General features: G+C 65.2%; 12 protein-coding genes. 9 read left to right on the plus strand and 3 right to left on the minus strand.

Translation table 11 applies throughout. The features are described from left to right. Positions 1-245 precede the first annotated feature (245 nt). Positions 246-821: a TetR/AcrR family transcriptional regulator C-terminal domain-containing protein gene (locus ABT352_RS40110; protein WP_350950307.1), complete on the minus strand. Its 576-nt coding sequence runs from the start codon at positions 819-821 to the stop codon at positions 246-248. Positions 822-897: 76 nt separating this feature from the next. Here ABT352_RS40110 and ABT352_RS40115 point away from each other — a divergent pair, with 76 nt between their 5' ends. Beyond that, a complete protein-coding gene (locus ABT352_RS40115) occupies positions 898-2,133 on the plus strand; it encodes a beta-ketoacyl-[acyl-carrier-protein] synthase family protein (RefSeq protein ID WP_350950308.1) in 1,236 nt (411 codons plus the stop codon). Positions 2,134-3,111: 978 nt separating this feature from the next. Next, positions 3,112-5,649, plus strand: a complete 2,538-nt coding sequence (locus tag ABT352_RS40120; RefSeq protein ID WP_350950309.1) for a helix-turn-helix transcriptional regulator — start codon at positions 3,112-3,114, stop codon at positions 5,647-5,649. A gap of 54 nt (positions 5,650-5,703) precedes the next feature. On the opposite strand, the gene ABT352_RS40125 is transcribed toward ABT352_RS40120, so the two are convergent. Together ABT352_RS40125 and ccrA are read right to left on the minus strand one after the other, a co-directional pair. Continuing rightward, positions 5,704-7,473 carry a 3-hydroxyacyl-CoA dehydrogenase family protein gene (locus ABT352_RS40125; protein WP_350950310.1) on the minus strand — a complete coding sequence of 590 codons (1,770 nt, stop codon included), beginning with the start codon at positions 7,471-7,473 and terminating at the stop codon, positions 5,704-5,706. Positions 7,474-7,480: 7 nt separating this feature from the next. Then, on the minus strand, positions 7,481-8,824 hold the full coding sequence (gene ccrA, locus ABT352_RS40130; RefSeq protein ID WP_350950311.1) for a crotonyl-CoA carboxylase/reductase: 1,344 nt from the start codon (positions 8,822-8,824) through the stop codon (positions 7,481-7,483). 438 nt (positions 8,825-9,262) lie between these two features. Here ccrA and ABT352_RS40135 point away from each other — a divergent pair, with 438 nt between their 5' ends. From ABT352_RS40135 to ABT352_RS40165, 7 genes are all read left to right on the plus strand, one after another. Beyond that, positions 9,263-10,027, plus strand: a complete 765-nt coding sequence (locus ABT352_RS40135; RefSeq protein ID WP_350950312.1) for a thioesterase II family protein — start codon at positions 9,263-9,265, stop codon at positions 10,025-10,027. A gap of 391 nt (positions 10,028-10,418) precedes the next feature. Then, positions 10,419-11,642 carry a cytochrome P450 gene (locus ABT352_RS40140; protein WP_350950313.1) on the plus strand — a complete coding sequence of 408 codons (1,224 nt, stop codon included), beginning with the start codon at positions 10,419-10,421 and terminating at the stop codon, positions 11,640-11,642. Beyond that, a complete protein-coding gene (locus tag ABT352_RS40145; protein WP_350950314.1) occupies positions 11,642-13,732 on the plus strand; it encodes a beta-ketoacyl synthase N-terminal-like domain-containing protein in 2,091 nt (696 codons plus the stop codon). The genes ABT352_RS40140 and ABT352_RS40145 overlap by 1 nt, the downstream gene beginning before the upstream one ends. Continuing rightward, on the plus strand, positions 13,725-20,528 hold the full coding sequence (locus ABT352_RS40150) for an SDR family NAD(P)-dependent oxidoreductase (RefSeq protein ID WP_350950315.1): 6,804 nt from the start codon (positions 13,725-13,727) through the stop codon (positions 20,526-20,528). The genes ABT352_RS40145 and ABT352_RS40150 overlap by 8 nt, the downstream gene beginning before the upstream one ends. 55 nt (positions 20,529-20,583) lie before the next feature. Then, positions 20,584-23,187 (plus strand): amino acid adenylation domain-containing protein, encoded by a 2,604-nt coding sequence (locus tag ABT352_RS40155; protein ID WP_350950316.1) that lies wholly within the window; start codon positions 20,584-20,586, stop codon positions 23,185-23,187. A 144-nt stretch (positions 23,188-23,331) separates the two neighbouring features. Continuing rightward, the gene (locus ABT352_RS40160; RefSeq protein ID WP_350950317.1) at positions 23,332-23,973 is read left to right on the plus strand and encodes a hypothetical protein; all 642 of its coding nucleotides are present in this window, start codon (positions 23,332-23,334) and stop codon (positions 23,971-23,973) included. 11 nt (positions 23,974-23,984) lie between these two features. Continuing rightward, the gene (locus tag ABT352_RS40165; protein ID WP_350950318.1) at positions 23,985-24,245 is read left to right on the plus strand and encodes a GNAT family N-acetyltransferase; all 261 of its coding nucleotides are present in this window, start codon (positions 23,985-23,987) and stop codon (positions 24,243-24,245) included. Positions 24,246-24,302: the final 57 nt, after the last annotated feature.

A 24,302-nucleotide genomic window follows, 5' to 3' on the forward strand; every position in this document is an offset into this window, starting at 1 on the left:
AAAGCTACGAGGCCGGGCTCTACCTCCGAGGCTCGATCATGTGGCTGAAACTCCTCACTTCACCCACATGATCCGAACCTCGAACAGCTCCTAGAGCGTCTATGTCTCCCCAAACTCAGCAAGTTCCGCCTGGACAATCAATGCACCTCAGGACTTCGAGGCCATCAGTTCAACACCGCAGTAGATGACGTAATCGGTCGACAAGCCGCACTGATCGTAGTCATGGACGGTGGATTTCCCGGGGTCTACTTCGTGCGAACTGTCAGGACCCCGGCGAGATCGATGTCGCTGGAGCTACCGCCGAAGCCGGACTCCGAGATCAGCCGAGCCCCCAGGACGGCGCTCCAGAAGGTCCGTGCCTCGACGAGGGCGGGACGATCGATGACCCAGTCATGGCGGTCCAGGACCGCGGTGAGGTAACGCTCCGCCAGGCGGAACAGGAGGTTGAGGTTGTGTTGCGCCAGCGGCTGCAACTCGGGCCGATGCCGCGTGATCGACATTGCCTGGACGGCGACCGGTACGGCCGGCAGCGCCAGCGCGGTGCGTGCCATCGCCTCACAGAACGCCCTGGGGGTGCGCTGCCGGTGCCCGACTGGTTTGAGGCGTTCGGCGTCGCGGAGCAGCATCAGGAACGCCGCGTGGACGAACAAGGCGTCCTTGGAACCGAAGTAGTAGGTGATCTGGTTCGGGTGGGCGCCAGCCGCGGCCGCTATCTCGGCCACGCTCACGGAACCGAAGTGCTGTTCGGCGAAGAGCGTCACGGCTTGTTCGAGAAGTTGCGCACGGGTGCGTCGGCCACGGCTTCGAGGGGGATCGCTCATAGACATCCTATAGTTGTATGCGATACAACTCTGTGAGGGCAAGCTCGAACACCGTTTCCGTGACGAGGAGATCAACATGAGCGTTCAGGACGTCGTTGTCACCGGCCTGGGAGCGACCACACCTCTCGGCGGGGACGTCGTCTCTCTGTGGGAAGGGCTTCTCGCCGGGCGCTCCGGTGTCCGCCGGATCGACGACCTCGTGGCTCCGTTCGCCCACGCCAGCGAACTGCCCGTAAAGATCGCCGCCCCCATGGCGGTCTCCCCCGACGAGGTGCTGCCCCGTGTCACGACCCGGCGCATGGACCGCTGCCAGCAGGCCGCGCTCGTCGCCGCCCAGCAGGCCTGGACCGACGCCGCCACGCCCGCGGTCGACCCGGACCGCCTCGCAGTGGTGATCGGCACCGGCATCGGAGGCATCAACACCCTCCTGAACCAGGACGATCTGATCGAGGAGAAGGGACCCCAGCGGATCTCTCCCCTCGCCGTCCCCATGCTGATGCCGAACGGACCGGCCGCCTGGATCAGCCTGGAGTACGGTGCCCGCGCCGGCGCGTACACACCCGTTTCGGCGTGCGCGTCAGGCGCCGAAGCCCTCGCCTTCGCCGCCCAGCTCATCCGGTCCGGTGAGGTCGACGTCGTCATCGCCGGCGGCACGGAAGCCGCCATCACGCCGTTGACCATCGCCGGTTTCGCCCAGGTGCGCACGCTGTCGAAGCGCGACGACGACCCCGAGCGCGCCTCACGGCCGTTCGACGTCGACCGTGACGGCTTCGTACTCGGCGAGGGCGCCGGCGTCATGATCCTGGAGCGGGCGGACTTCGCGGCCGCGCGGGGCGCCCGCCCGATCGGCCGGTTGGCCGGCTTCGGCATCACCTCGGACGCCCATCACATCACCGGCCCGGACCCGGCGGGCTCCGGCCAAACCCAGGCGATTCTCAAGGCCGTCTCATCGGCCGGACTCCGACCCGCGGACGTCGATCACGTCAACTGTCACGCCACGTCCACCGTCGTGGGCGACGTCGGCGAAGCCTCCGCGATCCAGCAGGCACTCGGGAACGACGTCGTCCTCACCGCACCCAAATCCAGCCTCGGTCACCTCGTCGGCGCCGCCGGCGCGGTCGAGGCCATCATCACCCTGCTGTCAGTCGCCAACAGCGTCATCCCACCCACCCTCAACCTCGACCAGAAGTCCCCTGAGGTCGAACTTGAGGTCGTCAGTGGCGAGCCCCGCAAGCAGCACCTCGGCGCGGCGGTGTGCAACTCCTTCGGGTTCGGCGGCCAGAACGTCTCTTTGCTCTTCACTGCCCTCTGACCATGTCCGGACGGGGGCGGTCCGTAGAGCGAGCCCGCTCCTGGCTCTGGCGCCGCGGTGCACATCCGCGGCGCCAGAGCCGTACCGGCTCATCCGCAGGCCCTGACTCGGTGATGAGCTCCCATGTGCCCACCGTCCCTGCTCATTGCGGCCAGTCTCCTATGGGTGCCGACCCGGTCGCCCCGTTCGCCCGCACTGCAGGCGAGCCTGGGCACACCGCCATAACATGTCGATCACACACTCCCCTCGAGCCTCCGGCCGCCGTGATTTTCTCCAGCGTCCCAGGTGATCTCGTTCCACTCGCTACGCGTATAAGGCCATCACCGTTCCTGTCACGCGGGGTGCTCCGAGTTCATGGAGAGCGTGATGACCTGCTGTCGAAGTGCGATCCGCACATGAATTACGAGGTGATCATGGATACCGTGACCGCCGAGTGTCCGAACCGCTTTGAGTGGTTTCCCCGGTCCTCCTATGACGATCGTCACAACGGGAATAAAGAACGGACATCCGACTCATGGTTGTAAAAGCCGCACGAATGATATGTAATGCATGACGTGTGCGTGTAAGGCGCTGTCGCGAAATGACGGCTTCCAAAGAGGGCGGAGGTTCACCTGATGTGTGTTATGAACGGCCTGTATCCGTGGCGACGGCTTCCCCTTGGGGGAAGGGCCGATCGCTGGGAACGCCGCGCGGGTGCGGTGCTCGACGGTGGCCTGGAAGCCGCCGCATCTGACAGCGGTTACCGTGAACGTCTCGTGTTTCCCCAGTTGGGGCGGATCTACAGGCATGCCAGCCGGAGCTGAGCGCATAGCTGGGCGAACCACGCCTTCTCTCCGTCCAGGGGTCTAGAACGCCGCTGCCAGCCTATGACTCTGGGTTATCGCGATGAAACACATTTAAAAACATTGCTTATTCCGCCTGTTTCACGTTGCGTAACTGTCTGAGTATCGGCGGTTTCGAAGGAGGTCGCCTGTAGAGATGGTGGAACGACATGAGACGCAGCGCATCCTTTACGATATGTTCCTACAGGCGCAGAATGGCAGCGGTCGCGCCGTTCTCATTGCTGGCGCACAGGGAATGGGCAAAACCGCACTGATCCACAAGGTTCAGGCCCGTGCCAAGGCGTCCGGAGGGATCGTCCTGACCTCGCTTGCTTCTAAGGCGGAACGGGACCTTCAGATGGGGGTGATCAGCCAAATGCTCGTCGCCGCCGACTTAGCGCCGAAACAGACCACCCTGCTCAACAGCCTTTCAGACGGTCGTCTCCCTCCGTCCGCAGTCGCCGACGGTGTCCACCGCTTGGCGCACCGGCTCGCCGAGTGCGCGGTTCTGGTCATCACCGTCGACGACGTCCACGAGATCGACACCTCCTCACTGCACTGTCTGCTCTACCTCATTCGCCGGATGAGCGGGTCGCGCATCCTTGTCGTCCTTGGCGAGTGCGCCAAGGCGCCGCCGGTCGACTCAGCGCTGACCACCGAGTTCGTCCGCAACCCTCAATGCAGGCTGGTGCAGCTTTCACGGCTGTCTGTGGAGTGCACTGCCTCCGCACTCGCCGGGCTTCTAAGCACGGAGGAGGTCCGGGACACGGTCTCCTGCTGGCATCACGCATCCGGAGGTAGCCCGCTATTGCTTCAGGCGCTACTGAAGGACCGGGGCGCCGTAGGCACACCGGAGTCCGCGGGCCCTGTCGCCGGCGAGGCTTTCAAGCTGGCGGTCCGGTACCTGATCAACCAACTGGACGAGGTGACGCTGCTCACCGCGCGCGGACTGGCCGTGCTGGAGGCGTCGGCGACGCTGGACAACCTCGACCGCCTGCTCGGCCTGCCAGGTGGCACCGCCTCTCAGACGATCGAGACGCTGAGTGCCATCGGGCTGATCGAGGACGGCCGGTACTGCGCCGAGGCCGCCCGCAGCACCGTCCTGGAGGAGATGGTTCCCAAGGAACGCGCGCGACTTCATCACGAGGTAGCCCGGCTCCTGTACGAAAGCCGTGCCACCAGCGGGGCGGTGGCCCGTCACCTCGTCGTCGGTGGTCCGCTGGATGAGAGCTGGACCCTGCCGCTGCTGAGAGATGCGGCCGACCAGGCATTGTGTAACAACGACGCGGAGTGGACCATTACCTGCCTGCGCGCGGCGCACGACGTGTGCGAGGACGAGCGGCAGCGGGCAGTGGTCAGGGCCGAACTCGCCCATGCCGAGTGGGAGGTGGAGCCAGCGGCTGTCCGGCGCAATCTCACCAGGCTCATGGAGGATCACAGGCGGGGTTACCTGAACCAACGGCAGAGCACGAGGTTGATTGCCTACTTGCTGTGGCATGGCAGACCCGAGGACGCCGATGAGGTGTTCGCGGATCTGAACGTGGTGCAGAAACCACTGTCGGAAGAGTCCAAGGCGCGATTGGAGACCATATCCGTCTGGTTCGCCCACTCCTATCCGGCTCTCGGGGCGAGAGATAGTCACGCCTTCGCGCTTGGCGAGATGACGCTGGACAGGAGTGTCAGGGCTGTGAATCCCCAGATGGATGGCGCTCTGGTGCTCCACACCCTGATGACCGATGGGCCGACCAGCAATGTGCTGAAGACCGCCGAGCAGTTGCTGCAGAGCGTGGTGCTCCATGACCCGCCGGTGGCTCCCACCATCGCCGCGCTCGCCTCGTTCGTCCACGCCTCCCAACTGGACCGCGTCTCCGACTGGTGTGAGCTGCTGTTGCAGGGCGCCGAACGACAGACACCGATGGCCCGGGCGACCTTCGCGGCCGCCAGCGCGGCGGTCGAGAGCTGGCTGGGCAACTTCGAGGTGGCCAGGCAACGCGCAGATCAGGCACTGTCTCTGATGAGTTCCACGGCATGGGGGGTCGCCATCGGTGTGCCGCTGGCGGCGAAGGTACTGGCGTGCACCGCGCAGGGAGACTACGAGGAAGCGGCTGACTGCTTCAAGGTTCCGGTACCCGAAATGATGTTCCAAGCCTTGCCTGGGCTGCACTACCTGCAGGCGCGTGGCCGCTATCACCTCGCGATGGGGCGCTATCACGCGGCGCTGGGGGACTTCCATGCTTGCCGGGATCTGATGGCTGCCTGGAATCTGGACGTCTCCTCGTCCCTGTCCTGGCGGGCGTACGCGGCCGAGGCTCTGATCGAGCTCGGCAGCCCGGCCCAGGCCAGGGAACTGCTTGTTGAAGAGCTGAATCAGCAGGGAACGCATAACCGCTGGGTGCGTGAGCAGTCATTGCGCATGCTCGAACGACTGGACACTGTACGACAGCCGGTCATGAAGCCGGAGATGGTCCGTGAGTTCACCGCCACCGAGGAACGCGCCATCGACAGGCTTAGCAAAGCCGAGCAGAGGGTCGTCAGACTGGCCTTCCAGGAGTACACCAACAGGGAGATAGCCGCGAAACTCTTCGTGACGACGAGTACCGTCGAGCAGCATCTGACACGCATCTACCACAAGCTGGGAGTGCGGGGACGGGGCGATCTGCTGGCGATACTGGGCTCCGGAGCCATCGACCACTGAGGGGAACCGGTACCTGGCGAGTCCGTCGTGCCGGCCCGACACGGGTCGCCCGCGTCAGGCTGGACGCGTCGGTGCGCGGCGGAAGCCCCGCCTGTTCTTACGGCCCAGGTAGCCCTGTGCCACCATGTGTTCGAGGAGCTGCGGCGGCGAGTAGTCCGGTCCGGGGAACTGCCGGTGCAGATGCCGCAGGATGGCTAGGCAGACGTCTAGCCCGATGCCGTCCAGCAAGGCGAAGGGTCCCATCGGATAGCCGAAACCCCGCTCGACCGCCGCGTCTGTCTGCTCGACGTCGACGTCGTGGCGGTCCAGCAGCCGGATGGCGTCGGCGAGATAAGGAAAGAGCAGGTAGTTGACGATGAAGCCGGCGCGGTCCGGACACTCGACCACGGTCTTGCCGAGCCGTTCGCAAAAGGCGTGCGCGGTCGCCAGGACGTCGTCGCCCGTCGCCGTGGTGCGTACCAGCTCGACCAGTTTCATCGCGGGGACCGGGTTGAAAAAATGCAGCCCGAGCACGTCCCGGGACCGTCCGGAGGACTGCGCGCAGGCGGTGACAGACAAGCTGGAGGTAGTGGTCGCCAGCAACGCGCCGGGTTTGCATACCGAGCCGAGCATCGCGAACACCGAGCGCTTGAGCGTGAGGTCCTCTGCCGTCGCCTCGATCACCATGTCGCAGTCGCCCAACGGTGAATGGCTGTCGGTGCCCTCGATCAGGGCGAGCGCCGTGACTTTTTGGTCGGCGGTGATCTTACCTCGCCGCACGGCCCTGACCAACGAGCCCTCGACGGTTTCCAGGGCGAGATCCGCCTTCGCCCTGCTGCGGGCCACCAGCACCGTCGGCAAACCGGCTGCCGCAGTGACCTCGGCTATTCCCCGGGCCATCGTTCCCGAACCCACGATACCCACCCTCCGCACGGGGAAGGGGACACCGGTTGTACGGCACGAGCCGGGCCGCGCGGATAGATTGCCAAGATCATCGTATGTGTAGAACCCCCGGCCACTCTTACGGCCCAGGGCTCCACTGCGGATCATGGAGTTCAGCAGCGGGGTGGGGCGGAACACGTCGTCACCGGTGCGCGCGCGCAGGTCGACGAGCGCCGAGTGGAAGCTGTCCAGGCCCACCTCGTCGAGGAAACGTAGTGGCCCGGCGGGAAGCCCGCAGCCCAGCCGCATCGCGGTGTCGACGGTGTCCTGTCCGACGTGACCATGCTCGACCATAGAGAGGGCACGGTTGAGGTAGGCGTACACCAGCGCGGTCGCGTCGCCACCGGGACGCGCGCCGATGGTTTCGGGCCGCAGCTCAAGCCCCGACACCAGATCCTCCAGCACAGCTACGGCGTCGTCGCAGCTCATCGCGGTACGCACTGATTCGAAGGATGCGCCGGGCGCCGGAGGCCTGAGGAAGCGCAGGCCCAGGGTCCGGGCCGGTCGGCCCGATTCGATGGCCAGGCGAGTGAGCGACAGCGAGACGGTCGTGCTGACCAGGACGGTGTGCTCCGGGCAGACGCTGTTGAGGCAGCGCAGAGCATCGGCCTTGAGTGGTAAATCTTCGGGAAGGGCTTCGATGACCACGTCGGCTTGTCCCACTGCCGCCATCTCGTTGGTCAGCGTGTAGCTCCCGCCGTCCCAGCCGGCGACGGCCTCGGCAGCCTTCATCCGTCGATCCGTCCGCGCCAGCATGTCGAGTTCGCAGTCGACTCCGACGACGTCGTGACCGGCGGCATGCAGCACGCCCAGCAGGGTCCCGCCGACTGAGCCCAGTCCTACGACGGCCACCACGGATGACGTCCGCGCCATGTCTTTTCCTCCCTTTGTGTTGTCCTTCACCCTGAGATCAGCTCTTGGGCACGCGAAAACGTTTGATGGCGTCGATGTGTTGAGCACGTAATTCCTCGTCGGCGATACCCAGCCCCTCCTGCGGGGCGAGGCAGAGGACACCGACCTTGCCCTGATGGAGGTTGTGGTGGACGTCGTAGACTGCTTGGCCGGTGTCCTCCAGCGCGTACACCCTCGACAGCGTCGGGTGGATCCTCCCCTTGACCACCAGACGGTTGGCCTCCCACGCCTCCCGGTAGTTGGCGAAATGCGAGCCGACGATCCGCTTCAGGGACATCCACAGGTAGCGGTTGTCGTACTCGTGCCGGTAGCCGGAAGTGGAGGCGCAGGTGACGATCGTGCCGCCCTTGCGTGCCACGTACACGGAGGCGCCGAAAGTCTCCCGTCCCGGGTGCTCCAAGACGATGTCCACGTCCTCGCCGCCGGTGAGCTCACGGATGTGCCCGCCGAGGCGCCTCCACTCCTTCGGGTCCTGGGTGTGCTCGTCCTTCCAGAACCGGTACCCCTCAGCGGCACGGTCGATGACCAGCTCGGCGCCCATCGCACGGCACACCTCAGCCTTGTTCCCGCTGGAGACCACGCAGATCGGGGTCGCGCCGCCGGCGAGCGTGAGCTGCGTGGCGTATGACCCGAGCCCGCCGCTGGCACCCCAGATCAAGACGTTGTCGCCCTGCTTCATGCCGGCGCCGTTGCGGGAGACCAGCTGACGGTATGCGGTGGAGTTGACCAGGCCGGGCGAGGCCGCCTCCTCCCAGCTCAGATGGTCGGGTTTGGGCATCAGCTGATTCGACTTCACCAGCGCCAGTTCCGCCAGGCCGCCGAAGTTCGTCTCGAAGCCCCAGATGCGCTGCTCGGGGTCGAGCATCGTGTCGTCGTGGCCTTCGGCCTTCTCCAACTCAACTGACAGGCAGTGCGCCACCACCCGGTCACCGGCCTTCCAGGCGTTGACACCGGAGCCGACGCGCAGAACGACGCCCGCCAGGTCCGAACCGATGACGTGGTAGGGCAGGTCATGGCGTCTGGCGAGCCGGTTGAGCCTGCCGTACCGTTGCAGGAAGCCGAAGGTGGGCAGCGGCTCGAAGATCGACGACCACACGGAGTTGAAGTTCACCGAACTGGCCATGACCGCGACGAGAGCCTCACCCGGACCCGGTTCAGGGGTCGGCACGACCTCCACGTGCAAGGATTTTCGGGGATCCTTGTGGGCCGACTCCATGCCTTCGAATATGCCGACGTCCTCCTTGCGGACGACGCTTCCTCGATAACTCTCCGGAATGCGGAGAGCCGAGAAGTCCTCAGACGTCGCATTCCCGGAAAGAATGGCATCGATGATCTCTTTCACGTGATTTCCCCTGGAAAGTAGGGCCGGTAAATCCGCGCGTTCCTGCGCAAAAGGCTAGAGAGCGGCATCGGAGAGCAAAACCCCTAAACGTCGGCAAGACCGGCCGCCGAAGCGATCAGCGGGGCCCGAAACAGGTGGCGGCCACCGTCGCCACCGTCCTGATCACGAGAATTGGCATCCGTTTCCGCAACACGTCAGGAAGGCCAGGTCCGGCGATACGGTTCCCGTACCCGTACCCGTGCCCGCATCCACCCGCATTCCCCAGGAAAATGCGAGTCGACCCCCCTAAAACGAAAGACATGCGCCACCCACCCCCTAAATAGATATACCGCTCCCCTGAAAAAATAGGGGTTGCCCCTTTAAGACACCTCTTGCATCGTCCTGTAACGGGTGCCGGGACGGCAATCTGCTTTGCGTCACAAATCAGATGAGGGGAAAATGACCGACCACTTCATTGACGGCGGGCCCTGGATACGGCGCTTCCATCCCGAGCCCGGCGCGGCCATCCGCCTTGTCTGCTTTCCGCACGCCGGAGGGGCGGCCAGCTTCTTCTTCCCCGTCTCGAGGGACATGTCTCCCGAGGTCGAGGTGCTGTCGGTGCAGTACCCGGGGCGGCAGGATCGGCGCGCCGATCCAAACATTCCCGACATGGAGAAGATGGCCGACCAGGTCGCCGAGGCGCTGACCCCCTTCACCGATCGGCCGTTTGCCCTCTTCGGCCACAGCATGGGGGCGACGCTCGCCTACGAGGTGACCCGTAGGCTGCGAGCGTCGAACAGGCACGCGATGGCGCTGTTCGTATCCGGGCGCCGGGCTCCGCACCGCGTCATCGACGACGGACTGCACCTGCTTCCGAACGACATGCTGGTCGACGACGTCATGGCCCTGGAGGGCACGGGGGGCCACATCCTCGACAACCCCGAACTGCGGGACATGCTCCTGGCGGCGATCCGCAGCGACTACCGGGCCGCCGAGACCTATCGGTATGTCCCGGGACCGCCGCTGAGGTGCCCCATTCACGCCCTCACCGGCCTATCCGACCCTCGGGTCGCAGCCGGGGAACTCCACCACTGGGGTGAGCACACGGAGGGTGCATTCGACATCCAGGTGTTCTCGGGAGGTCACTTCTATCTCACGGAGAATCAGCCGGCGGTCATACAGGTCATCGCCGAACGCCTGAGCCGCGCGACAACGTCGCGCTGAGGCGTCCGGATTCCGATTGGGGCTCGCCGCGGCTCACCAAATTTCCCAGCGGACCCGGGGTTGTCCCCGTCCGCAGATACGACCACCACCATCCGGTGGGCTCTGCCCACCACAGCAATAGGAGATCTCAAGAATCTTCTCATCTGTACGAAATCGCGCAGGGACGGCTGTCTTTTTGTGTTTTTTAATGGTGCGGCGATTAGCTTATCCTCAGGCCCCAGGAAATTCGATGCTCGGCGTGCGGGCTGTCAGTCTTTTTACGAGCGGTCTGAGTCTTCCGGCGTGACAGACGCCGAAAGTCGAGGTATCGGCGCCTTGTGGGGTATTCCATTAACAGAATCTGAAGGTTGAGATGACAGGTCGAAATGGCGACGGTCCGAGCATGTGTCCGATGGTCCTTGACCACGGATTCTACGTGGACCCGCATCCCGTCTACCGGGCTATCAAGCAGAACGGCAACAAGCCAACGGAAATCATCTTGAAAACCGGCATGGCCTACCTTCCGCCAGGCCTGCGAGCCTGGCTCGTGACCTCGTGCGACGATGTCGAGTTCGTCCTGCAGGATCCACGGTTCCGTAAGAGTATCGACAAGGCCATGCCGCTGTTCTCCGCCAACACCTCCGGGGAGGGCGGCGGCACGCCGCATGCCTCCCTGCTGTACGACAACATGGCGAATAACGACCCGCCGAAGCACACCCGGCTGAGAAGGCCTCTCAACGCCAATTTCACCTCCAGAGCGGTCAGCACGCGGCGACGGGACATTTGGCAGGTCTCCACACGCACGCTGGACGCCTTGGCTGGGGCGGACAGCTTCGATCTCGTCCAGGATTACGCCTTCCCCTTCTCTATATCGGTCATCTGCGGGACCCTGGGCGTTCCCCAGGCCGATCAGCGAAGCTTCCACTCGTGGGTGCAGACAATCACAGGTGCTGCGGAGCCGGAGGTGCTCAAGCGAGACGCCGGACTGATGGTGGGCTACCTGCGTGACTTGGTCCGCCACAAGCGCCGCGGTTCTGAGGACGATGTGTTGTCCCACCTGGCGACGTCACTAGAGGAGCCCGAGGCCGTGGCACAGGCCTACGCTCTGCTGGCTGCGGGGTATGAGACCACCGCGAACCTCATCGTGACGGGATTCCTGACGCTGGAGGCCCACCCGGAGCAGAAGAAGCTGCTTTGGTCGGACCCCTCACTGATCCCGGCCGCGGTCGAGGAGATGCTTCGTCATCAGGCGCCCTTTAACCTCTCGCTCTACCGCTACGTGACAGAGACGGTCACGGTGAACGGCACGGAGATTCCTGCGGGTGCGATCGTCTTCCTGTCCTTCGCCGCGGCCAACCGTGACGACCGCCGGTTCGACGCCCCCGACGAGTTCAACATCCGAAAGCCTCGCCGCGATCACATGGCGTTCGGCGGCGGCATCCACAACTGCATCGGCAAGCACCTGGCGAGGCTGGAGACGGAGGTGGCCTTCGAGACCCTCCTCCGGCGCTGTCCAGACCTGTCAATCCTGTCGCCTGCCGGCCTTTTGCAGTGGAAGGCCAGCCCGACGTTCAGGGGGCTGAAAAAGCTCGTGGTCGGTCCCGGTCCAGCGGCCGCAGTGACCGGGCTGGCGTAATGGCAGCCGACAACCTCGGAGTCGATCACATGACACCTGTCGCCATCATTGGAATGTCCTGCCGGTTCCCCGGCGCCGAGAACCCGGACCGGTTCTGGCGGAACCTGATCACCGGAACATCGAGCGTAGGCGTCGTCCCGGACGGGCGATGGGCCGATCCGCTCACCTCCTCCCTGGCGGCCACTGGCGCGTCGATACGGTTCGGCGGTTTCGTCGATGACGTCGAACTGTTCGACGCGGACTTCTTCGGAATCTCCCGGAGAGAAGCGCAGCACATGGATCCACAGCAACGCATTCTCCTCGAACTCGCCTGGGAGTCCATCGAGGACGCCGCGGTGCGGGCCGAGGATGTCCGAGGCGCGCGTTGGGGAGTCTTCATCGGCGCCTGCGCCGACGACTTCAGGTTCCGATATCTCATCACGGGCAACCTCGACAGATTCGGCCACACCGGCACCAATCGATGCATGCTCGCCAACAGGCTCTCCCACCACTTCGGCCTACGCGGACCCAGCGAAGTGATTGACAGCGGGCAGTCGTCCTCATTGACGGCACTACACCGCGCGCTGTCCAGTCTCAGGTTGGGCGAGTGCGAGGCGGCGGTAGTGGGGGGAATCAATCTCAACCTTCTCCAAGAGGTCAACGAGCAGGTGCGACTGTGGGGAGGCCTGTCACCGGACGGCCGTTGCTACACCTTCGACGATCGGGCAAACGGATACGTCAGGGGAGAGGGGGGTGGCTGCGTCGTCCTGAAGCCCTTCGACGCGGCGGTCCGCGACGGGGACCACATCTACTGCGTCATCCGGGGCAGTGCCACCACCAACGACGGAGGGCGCAGCGGTCTGGGCGTTCCCTCCCAGGAGGCTCAGTGTGACGTGATGAAGGCGGCCCAGGCGGTGGCGGGGGTCTCGGCTGCGGACGTTGCCTACATCGAACTTCATGGAACGGGCACACCCGTAGGGGACCCGATCGAGGCCGGTGCCGTCGGCGAGATCGTTGGACTGGCGCGGCCGTACGAGCACCCTGTCCGGGTGGGCTCGGTGAAGACGAACATAGGCCATCTCGAGTCCGCAGCCGGGATAGCGGGCCTGCTCAAGGCATGCCTCATGCTGCACTACGGGCAGGTGCCCCCCAGCCTCAACTTCGTCAACCGCAACCCCGGCATAGCGCTGGATGAGTTGAACATCCGGCTCGTCACGGAGGTCGAGGAAGGGGCCTTCACGCCGCAGGACGTCGTGGGGGTCAGTTCCTTCGGGATGGGCGGCACCAACGTCCACGTCATCCTGGGGCCATCACCGAAACCGGCTGAGGAGAACGACGCCGTCTACGGAGACACCATATGGTGCCTGTCTGGACGTTCTCGAGAGGCGCTGCGTGAGACGGCCCAGGTACTCCTCCGTTACCTGGTCGGCCTCGGAACGTCGCCCTCCATTACCGATGTGGCGTGGACACTGAGCAACAGGACGCAGTGGGCTCATCGAGCCGCCGTCGTAGGTTCCGACTGGCCTGAGATCCGCCATGGGTTGGAGAAGGTGGTCTGCGGCAACGACCTAGCCGTACCAGACGGCTGGCTGACGGAAGCCGCTTTGGAGCGCGGCAGGTTCATGCAAGTCGCCAGCGAGTACATCCGCACGGGAGACGCCGCAGGGGTCATGAAACTTATAGTGAAAAATTCCAGAAAGGTTTCCCTCTTACCGACCTATCCCTTTCAGAGAGATGTCTTTGACATCCCGCGCGTGACCGGGGGCCCGCCCGGGGCCGCCTCCACGCCCCAGGCGTCCCCCCAAGACCCGCCCATCGCGTCGTTCACGGAGCAGTGGCTGAACACCTACGCCGACGCGGACAGGATCTGGACAGTCCGCACTCTGCTGGAGCGCGAGCTCACCGTCGTTCTCGGCGGATCGGCGCCGGACTTAGACCACGAGCTCTCCTTCACAGACATCGGCATCGACTCGATGACCCTTCTGGAGTTCCTGGACCGGATCAACAACGTAACGGGAATCGACCTGCCGGAGACCGTCCTGTTCGACCACCCCACGATCAGCGAATTGGCGGAGTGCGTGAAAAAGGAGATGGAGTTAAAGCATGGCTGACGACCGTACGGCGCGAGACGACATTGCCGTCGTGGGAATGGCCTGCCGCTATCCCGGTGGAGTGAAAACCCCTGAGGATCTGTGGCACCTCGTCCGGACCGGACGAGACGCCGTCGGTTACTTTCCCACCAACCGCGAGTGGGACACCGAGGAACTGTATGACTCCAAGTACGTGCGGCAGGGCGGTTTCCTCTACGACGCCGACTCCTTCGACGCGGAGTTCTTCGGCATCAGGCCTGCGGAGGCGATCGCGATGGATCCCCAGCAGCGCGTTCTCCTCGAAGTCGCCTGGGAGGCGATCGAGCGTACCGGAATCATTCCGTCGAGCCTCAAGGGATCCCGGACAGGTGTCTTCATGGGCGTGATGCCCAACGAGTACGGAATGCCACTGTGGAAGTGGCAGGACGAGACCGCCGGGTACATGGGCACCGGAACGTCGCCGAGCGTCGCATCCGGCCGCATCTCCTACCTGCTGGGTCTTGAAGGTCCTGCCATCACGATCGATACGGCCTGCTCGTCGTCCGGCGTCGCGGTCCATACGGCGGTGCGCTCGCTCAGAAGCGGGGAGACGGATCTCGCGCTGGCTGGAGGATGCACTGTTCTGGCGGGGCCGGGCATGTTCGTGGACTTTGCCAGAAAACAGGCGCTTTCACCCGATGCGCGATGTAGGACGTTCTCGGACGCGGCCAACGGTACGGTGTGGGCCGAAGGCGCGGGTGTGCTGGTCCTGGAACCGCTGGTGAAGGCAAGACGTCTGGGGCGTCGCATCCTCGGTGTGATCAAGGGGACCGCAGTCAACCAGGACGGGGCGAGTAATGGCCTCACCGCACCCAATGGCCGCGCGCAGGTCAAGGTGATCAGACAGGCGCTGGCCGACGCGGGGCTGAACCCCCAAGACATCCAGCTGGTGGAGGCACACGGCACCGCCACCAAACTCGGGGACCCCATCGAGGTTAACGCCATTCATGCCACCTACGGTCAAGGAGAGCGCGAGGCCCCGATCTGGCTCGGCTCGCTCAAGTCGAACATCGGCCACTCGATGGCCGCAGCCGGCGTCGGTGGCATCATCAAGTGCCTCACCGCGATGAGAGCCCGGGAGATGCCGCAGACCATGCATGTGGAGGGGCCCCTCAACTCGCATGTGGACTGGTCGGGCTCAGTGGAGGTACTCCGTGAGAACCGGCCCTGGCCGGCTCAAAACGGCGTCCGGCGTTGCGCGGTGTCCTCCTTCGGGGTCAGCGGCACGAATTCACACGTCATCGTCGAGAGCTGGGAGGACAACCGGCTGGAGACCGCGGCGGCCGACGACCCGTCCCCAATGGGCGAGAACCTGCTGAAAATCTCGGCTAAGAGCCTTCCTGCACTGCGGTCCTACGCCGAGGCGATCGCCACCCACCTGGCCTCCGGCACCGACTCCGTGGCGGCCGTCGCGCACTCTCTGATGGCCGAGAGGGAGAACCACGACTACCGTGCGGTCGTGATGGGCAGCCGTCGCGAGGATCTGCAGCGTGAACTCCGTTCGCTCGCGGCCGACCCGGGGAACTCCTCGGCCATCAAGGGAGAGGCGAGGCGGATCCTGCGGCCGGTTTTCGTCTTTCCCGGGCAGGGATCGCAGTGGCCGGGGATGGCGACCCGGCTCCTGAAACAGTCCGAGATCTTCCGGCTCCGGGTCGAGGAGTGCGCCGCCGCCTTCAAGCCGTACCTCGACTACGACATCATGGCTGTTCTCGCCGAGGAGGATACCGGCACCGACCTTGAGCGGACGGACGTCATCCAGCCGCTCCTGTTCTGCGTGATGCTGGGGCTGGCGGCCATGTGGCGGTCGGTCGGAGTTGAACCGGCCGCGGTGGTCGGCCACTCCCAGGGCGAGGTGGCGGCCGCCTGCCTGGCGGGGGCACTCAGTTTGGAGGACGCGACCCAGATCGTGGCCTGTAGGAGCCGGATCCTTGAAAACGCCGGCCGCGGGGGGATGGCGGCCGTCGCCGTGTCTGCGACCGACGCAACGGCCCTGGTGGCCGAGGCCGGTGCCGATCTGGTGATCGCCGCCACGAACGGGCCGGAGTTCGTCGTGCTCTCCGGCGACGACGAGCCCGGTATCGGGCGCCTGCTGGATCTGTGCGACGGTCGTGGCGTATACGCGCGCCGGGTACCCGCGAAGTGCGCTTCGCATTCCCCGGTCATGGCCGAGCTCCGGGACGACGTGGTGGGTGGCCTGACCGGCATTATGCCCTCGGTGTCTGCCGTACCCATCTTCTCGACGGTCGAGGGACGGCGGTTACGCGGAGATGAACTGGACGCCGAATATTGGTACAGGAACCTCAGAAGCCAGGTGAAGTTCGCGGAGACCATCGCGGAGATGGCCTCCCACGGATACGACGCCTTTATCGAGATGAGCCCTCACCCCGTCCTCACCGGTTCGATCGAACTGCTCCTGCGGAGCATCAACAGCAACGCCCCAATCTGCGCGACCATGAAACGCGACCAGGGAACGTGGGAACGCTTCATGGCGGCCGTGGCCGAGGCGTACGTGCAGGGCCACGCGATCGACTGGAGCGGCCTGCGCTCCTCCGGCGCCGCCGTACCCCCGGTATCTGTCGAGCTGCCCACCTATCCCTTTGAACACCGGAGGTTCTGGCTGCCGACGGAGACGGGTCTCGTCACCACGGGTACCCCCACCGCCAGGCCGGCAGCCTCCATCAAAGACGGCGGGCACCCCTGGATCTCCTCCGCTGTGGAGACCACCGACGGAACCGTGATCATGAGCGGTCGGCTCTCCATCCGCAGTCATCCGTGGCTCATGGATCACCGAGTCGGGGAGACAGCTTTGCTTCCCGGCACCGCCTTCATGGAACTGCTGTTGTCGGCGGGCAGGGAGGTTGGCTGCGAGGGTATCGACGAGATGCTGCTGAGCGACCCGCTGCTGCTGCCCGTGGACGGGGCGACGGTGGAGATCCAAATGTCCGTGGGGCCGGTCGACGAACGAGGCGCGAGGCAGGTGACCGTCTTCTCCCGTGCCGAGGAAAAGGAGTCGTGGTCACGCAACGCTGAAGGCCAGTTGTCCCGTCCCCGCGAGGCCGCAGCCGCGCTCTCCGACGACGTCTTCGGTACCTCTGACACCCGTGCCCTGGAACCGGGCGGGCTGTACGAGCTCCTGCGGACCATGGGGTACGGCTATGGGGAGGCGTTCCAGGCAGTCCGCTCCGGGGAGCATGTGCACGACAGCGTCCGGTCGCGTGTCGCTTTGCCGGCCGGTGCCCTGATAAACCACCGCGGCTTCACCATCCATCCCGCGCTGGCCGACGCCGCGCTTCACGCCGCCGTCGCATACGGCCTCCTGAGCGAGACCAGCCCTGGAGACGTCGCCGTTCCATTCGTCTTCAATGGTGTGCGGCTGGGCGCTAACGTCCGGAGCGACGAGTGTTACGCCGTCGCACGGCGGGTAAGTCCAGACGCGATCTCCTTGGCCTTGACCGACGACGCCGGCCGGGTGCTGCTCACGATCGACCGGATGATGGTCCGTGGGTTGAGCCTCTCCCGGGGACTGATGGCGGACCTCGATCGGACCTCGCTTTACGCAATGGAGTGGGAGAGGCGAAGCGACGCCCCCGCCGACAACGGCCGCCTGTGCGTGGTCGGTGGAGACGAGGGGCCGCTGTCGAGCTTCTTACGGAATGCCAACCGTAACGGCATCTCGGTCGCAAGCCTGGACGAGGCGATGATGATCATAAAGGGGATGCCGGGAGACTGGCAGGTCGTGATGGCGTGCCCAGTCTCGGTCGGTGACCTCAAGGAGCAGGTCCACAGGGCCGCCGCCTGGACCCTCGGCATCGTCCAGCAGTGGCTCCGCGCGCAGGACATGACAGATCGAGCACTGTTGACCTTTGTCACCCAAAACTCGATCGCAGTCCCCGGGGACGAGACGTTCGGCCTCGCCGACAGCGCGCTGTGGGGAATGGTCCGCTCCGTCCAGACCGAGCATCCTGGGCAGTTTCGGATCGTGGACGTCAACGAGTCCGCGCTGGGCGCACCTACCGCCGTGCTGACGGCGTTGAGAGGTACGGAGCCTCAGCTCGCCGTCCGCGCAGAACGTGTCCTGCGGCCGCAGCTCGTTCCCTACGCCTGCGACGGTATCGACCTCCCCAACATGGAAGCGGGTGCAGTTGTGATCACCGGCGGCACCGGGACGCTGGGGCGGGCACTATCGAGACATCTAGTGTCTCAATGGAAGGTACGTGCCCTAGTCCTGCTGAGCAGAAGAGGGGACAAGGCGTCCGGAATCGCGGAGTTTCGCGCCGAGTTGGAACGGCTCGGCGCGACGGTGCGGATCATGGCCGTCGACGCCTCCGATCCCGACGATCTGCGTGGGGCACTCGCCGTGGTGCGAGCGGGACGCCCGATCATCGGCGTGGTGCACGCGGCCGGGCTTCTCGACGACTCAATCGTCTTGAACATGACATCTGATCAGCTCCACAAGGTGTTGAAAAGCAAGGTCGACTCGGCGATCAACCTGGATGCCGCGACGCTGGACGACGAACTACGGTTCTTCGTGCTGTTCTCGTCCTTGTACGGAGTCCTGGGAGGCCCCGGCCAGGCCAACTATGCCGGCGCGAACACCTTCCTGGACCAGTTCGCCGCGTGGCGACGTTCGAAGGGACGCCCGGCCAACGCCGTTGCCTGGGGCCTATGGGGCGAGATGACAGGCATGACAGGCCACCTCGACGAGAGTGATCTGCTGAGACTCCGGCGCAACGGCGTGGCGCCATTCGAGCCGGCCGAGGGCCTTGCCCTTTTCGACGGCGCGCTTACTAGCGGCGCCCCCTCGCTGGTCGCCGCGCGGCTAGCGATCCCTGAGACGGCGGAGCCCGACAGCCTGGACGGGCCGTTCCTGTTGTCCAAGATCACCGGTCGGGGTGGGAAAAAGCCCGGTAGGCCACGTGCTGCGAACACGGCGAGTGAGAACCCGGCCATCCCCGCGCAAAGAGCACCGGAGACGTCCAGGCCCTGCGGTGAGCGGCCTCGCCGGAACCCGGACGCTCTCCGGGCCCTCCTGGTCTCCCCGGACCATTCGGCCGAACAGCGGGAGGCAGCACTGCTCGCCCTGGTCAAGGAGTGTGTCGCCGAACTGCTGAGGATCAAGCCCGATCGTGTAGACGTGCACAGGTCGTTCTACGAGATGGGCTTCGACTCCCTGACTTCGATGGAGCTCAGGGTGAGGATCGGGCGTGCCCTGGAGGTGCGTCTGGGGGCCACCGTGGTCTTCGACCACTCCACACCAAAGGCCCTCGCCCTCCACCTCGCCGAACTGTTCGAACAGCCCACGGCGGAGAGCACAGCCGACGAGGTCGGCCATGGAAGTGACCCCGCCCACCCGCCGTCACCCGATGTGGACACCAGCAAGCCGGCCGGAACGGTCCCGAACGCGCGAGCCGAGGTAGCCAGCGCACCCGAAATCGCCCGCCCACGCGAGAGCGGACGTCCCGACTCCGAACCATTTCCGCTGACCAAGCTGCAGGAGGCCTATCTGGCGGGCCGGGGCGGGGACTTCGAGCTCGGAAACGTGCCCACTGTTCTCTACATCGAGGTCGACCTCGTCCGCTGCGACGTGCCCGCGGTCGAGCGGGCTCTGCAGATCCTCGTCGAGCGTCACGAGATGCTGCGCGCCGTGTTCGACCCGGCGGGAACACAGCGGGTGCTGGGTGAGGTTCCGAGCTATCGGATCCACGTGGAGGACATCACGCGGCTGACCGACGAGGAGCGGGCGGCACGGCTGTCCGACATCCACCGAGAGCTGAGATCGCATACGTTCGACACCTCGCGATGGCCCCTGTTCATGGTACGGGCCACCCGCGTCGATGATGTCGTCACCCGTCTGCACGTCGGAATCGACGTGCTGATCTCGGACGGGGCGAGCAGCACCCTGCTGTTCAACGAGTGGGCCGCGCTGTACCGAGACCCGGATGCCCAGCTAAAGGCTCCAGGAGCATCTTTCCGAGATTACACGCGCAGGCTCCACGAATACTATTCGTCCGCCGCGATCGAGCCGAGCAGAAAATATTGGCAGGAACGCGTCGCGTCGCTGCCCCCGGCCCCCGATCTTCCCCTCGCCGTCAGGTTGAGCGACATCGAGACGCCCGTCTTCGGGAACCGGTACACCCGGATCGGCGCACCTGAATGGGAGATGTTCAAACGCAACGCCGCAGTAGCGGGGGTGACGGCGTCCGGCGCGATACTCGCGGCATACTGTCAGGTTCTGGCCAGGTGGTCCAAGAACCCGGACTTCACGGTCAACGTACTGGTCTCCAAACGGGCGGGCTTCACCAAGGACGACATGTCGAAGGTGGTCGGAAACTTCTCCTCCACCAGTCTGCTCGAAGTACACATCGACCCGGGCGCGCCCTTTCGTGAAGTCGCGGGCACGATCCAGCGGCAGCTTGCGTGCGACATGGAGCATGTCGCCTACACCGGTATGGACGTCCTACGCGATCTGAGCCGTCTGGATGGAAACGCCGGCAGGGCCCGAATGCCCGTCGTCTTCAACAGCACGCTGAGCGGCGGGGCGCATGTCACGGACTCCCAGATGGCCGGACCGGTCAGCGCTCTCTGCCGCTTGGGCGAATCGGGGACCGCGATCTGGAGCGGGGTACGGACGCCCCAGGTCATCTTGGACCACCAGGCCTTCGAGGAGGAAGGCTGCCTGATCCTGAACTGGGACATGGTGGAGAAAGTATTTCCAGAGGGGGTCGTGGACGCCATGTTCACCGCTTACGAAGGGTTGATCCGTGAACTCTGCCGTTAAGTCAGCCTGGGCGGAACCCGCCTGGTCACACGTCTCCGAGTCCGGTTGGACGCCATTGACGAACGAAGAGCCGGACCGGTTCCTCACGCGCGACGTTCTGCTGCATCACGGATTCGTCGAGCGGGCGGCGGCCCTCCCCCACGCCATCGCGGTCGTCGCCGTGGACCGATCACTCACCTACGGCGAATTAGACGCCGAGTCGGCCAGACTGGCCTGCCTCCTGCGGCGCAACGGCGCGGACACGGAGTCCCTGGTCGCCGTGGTGATGGAGAAGGGGTGGGAACAAGTCGTCGCCTGCCTCGGCACACTGAGAAGCGGAGCCGCCTACGTCCCCATCGATCCGCAATGGCCCAACAGGAGACTCGCCGACGTACTCGGGGCGGCGGGGATATCCCTGGTTCTGACGCAGCCCCACCTTCGAGAGACCATCGACTGGCCGGCCGGGGTGTCGGTGTTCGAGGTCGACTGGCCCGCCGCCGACGCCGCCGTTGAAAACGCACCAGATGTGAGGATCTCACCGGGAGACCTCGCGTACGTGATCTACACATCCGGGTCCACCGGAGTCCCCAAGGGCGTGATGATCGAACATGGTCCGGCCGTCAACACAGTGCTGGACGTAAACGAGGAACTGTCTCTCAGGGCAGACGACCGGATTCTGGCACTGTCGGCCTTGAACTTCGACCTCTCCGTGTACGACATCTTCGGCCCCCTGTCTGTCGGTGGCGCGGTGGTGATCCCCGCACCGGGCGACGAACGGGAACCGGGGAACTGGCTGCGACTGATGGCCAACAACGGTGTCACCGTATGGAACAGCGTCCCCGCCCTGATGACCATGCTCTGCGAATACACCAGGTCCGGCACGATGCCAGCCAACCTCCTTCCTCCGCGCGCCGTCCTCCTGAGCGGGGACTGGATCCCGGTGTCGCTACCCTCCGACATCTGGAACATTTTTCCGCAGGCCGAGCTGTGGAGCCTGGGAGGGGCGACCGAGGCCTCCATATGGTCCATCTGGCACCGCATCACACCGTCGGACGGGGCGCTGAACTCAATCCCCTACGGAGTGTCAATGAGAAACCAGCACGTCTTCGTAGCCGACAAAGCGATGCGGCCGCGCCCGTGCTGGGTGCCCGGAGAGATCTACATCGCAGGAGCCGGACTCGCGCGGGGATACCTGGGAGACGAGGCCCGCACAGCGGAGAATTTCGTGGTCGACCCCTCCACGCGGGCGCGCCTGTACCGGACGGGCGACTGGGGACGTCTGCTGCCGAACGGCGAGATCGAATTCCTGGGCCGCGAGGACATGCAAGTCAAGATCGGTGGATACCGGATCGAGTTGGGTGATGTGGAAGCGGCGTTACTGAGCTGCCCCGGTGTCCGGGGAGCCGTCGCCAACGTGTACGGCGACCGCGGCAGGAAACGCCTGACCGCGCACGTCTTACAGGAGCCCGGCGCCACCTGCTCCATAGCCCGGCTCAAGAAGCTTCTGCGGGAGAGGCTTCCGGAGTACATGATCCCCTCCGTCATCTCGGTCAGGGACGAGTTCCCCCTGACCGCCAACGGGAAGGTGGACCGCTCGGCGCTGGCCAGCGTTCAGGGTGACTTGAGCGCGGAGAGCATAATCGAACCACCCGCCGATGCCGAGGAGAGACTGCTCCTGGAGATCTGGGGGGACTTCTTCAACGTGCCCAAACCATCGGTGACGGACAACTTCTTCGAACTGGGCGGCGACTCGCTTCGGGCCGTACGCCTGGCCTCGGTCCTGCGCCACAGGATCGGAGTGGAGATGCCCGTGTCGGCGCTCTTTGGTTCACCGACCGTACGCTCGCTGGCTCAGTGGCTGAGGAGCACGAAGGAGGCACCGGGAAGTAGCGTCCGCCCAGTGGTCGTCCCGATACGGACCGAAGGCACCGCAGCCCCATTGATTTTCATTCACCCTGTCGGCGGGGATGTCCTGTGCTATTCGGAGCTAGGGAAAAGGCTCGGCGAGAACCAACCATTCTACGTCGTGCAGTCCCGTGACCGGCACGGGGAGTCACCCGCCTTCGAGGAACTGGTAGCCGACTACGCGCAGGCGATCCTGCGGGACGTCCCCGGTGACCGATACCGGATCGGCGGATGGTCTATGGGCGGAATGCTGGCCATGGAACTGGCACGAGAGGTGGAATCGCTCGGTCGCCCGGTCGACTGCGCCATCGTGGTAGACGTGCTCGAAACCCCCGAGAACCTGGAACGGGCCGAGGTCAGCCAGGATCGGCTGCTCGCGTGGCTTGGCCGGGACTTGGCGGGACTCACCGGCCACCCGTGGCCACATGGCGAGGACGAGGGAGGCACGTTCGGTTCGACATCCGAACTGCTCGTCGCGCTGCGCTCACGAGAGGTCATTCCCGAGGACATCGATCTCGTGGACTTCGAAGCGATCTTCGGGCGTTTCGAGGTGAACGCCCGGGCACTGTGCAGATACCGGCCAAAGCATTTCAAAGGGGCGGTGCATTTCCTGCAGGCGGAGTCGGGCGGAGGTACCGAGGTGGCCGAAGCCTGGCGGTCAGTATGCCGAGGACCCTTCGAACAGACCCTAGTGCCCGGTGATCACTATACGGTTCTCAATTCGACGAACGTCGATGCTGTGGCCTCCCACATCCGGAGGATCCTCCACGGATGAGACACGACAGTCAAGCAGAACGACTCCACAAAACCAGGGGCGCACCAAAGCCTCCAACAATCCCGGCGCAGTTCACAGGCCCGCACCGCCTCGGTGGGCGCCGACAACGCCGGCCACGACGGGCTGCGCGTGTGAGCAAGCGGCTTGAAGTCGCTGATCGCCTACTGGGCCGGTTGGCCCCACGAAGCCGCCCGCTACGCCCAAGCCGGTAGCGAGGTCGCCGCCCGGATCCGGGGAACGGGCTCGGTGTGGCTGCCCGCCCAGGAAGCCCGGGTGTGGGCCGTGCTGGGCGACAGGCAGCGGGCGGTGGCCGCCATCGAGCGCGCCAACGACGCCCGCGATCAGGTCGAGCCGGACGACCTGGACAACCTGGGCGGCATCATGACGTTCCCGCTTCCCCGCCAGCTCTACTACATCGCCGACACCTACGTGTGGCTTCCGGGGCAGGAGTCGGAAGCCGACCGCGTCGCCGGTGAGGCGATCACCGCTTACAACCAGGCATCCCCCGAGGAGCGCTCTTTCGGCGACGAGGCGGGCGCCAGCGCCGACCAGGCGTTGGCCAGGGTCAACATGGGAGACCTGGAAGGGGCCGCCGAGGCGTTGAGGCCCGTGCTGGAGATGCCCACCGAACAGCGCATCGGTGGCGTCGTCGCCAGCGCCATGCGGGTACACGCCGCGCTGCGTACCCCCTCCTGCCTGGGGGCGGGACCAGCGCGGACCCTGCAGCAGGAGATCGAGCACTACGGGCAGGTATCGGCCGGCGCCGCGCTGCCCCGGGGTCGCTAGTCTCTGGCAGCATGCACCCCGTCACGCTCACCTCCGCACGCGTCGCCCTGCGCGAATTCACCCCCGACGACGTGGACGGGCTCGCCGCCATCTACGGCGATCCAGCGGTCGTTGAGCACCTGAGTTTCGAGCCGCGCACCCGCGAGCAGGTGCAGGCCACGATCTCCGCCGTGACGCAAGCCGCCCTGGTCGTACCGCGCACCGAATACTCCCTCGCCGCGGTACGGGGCTTCCCCCAAGGCCGGGTAGTTAAAGGGCCTGCAGATCAATAACTCGCCTTCTTGGTCTCCGGTTTGGGGATGCCGAGGTGTGTGACGAGGTCGGTGAGA

Source organism: Streptosporangium sp. NPDC000563 (genome assembly GCF_040299985.1).
GTDB lineage: Bacteria > Actinomycetota > Actinomycetes > Streptosporangiales > Streptosporangiaceae > Streptosporangium.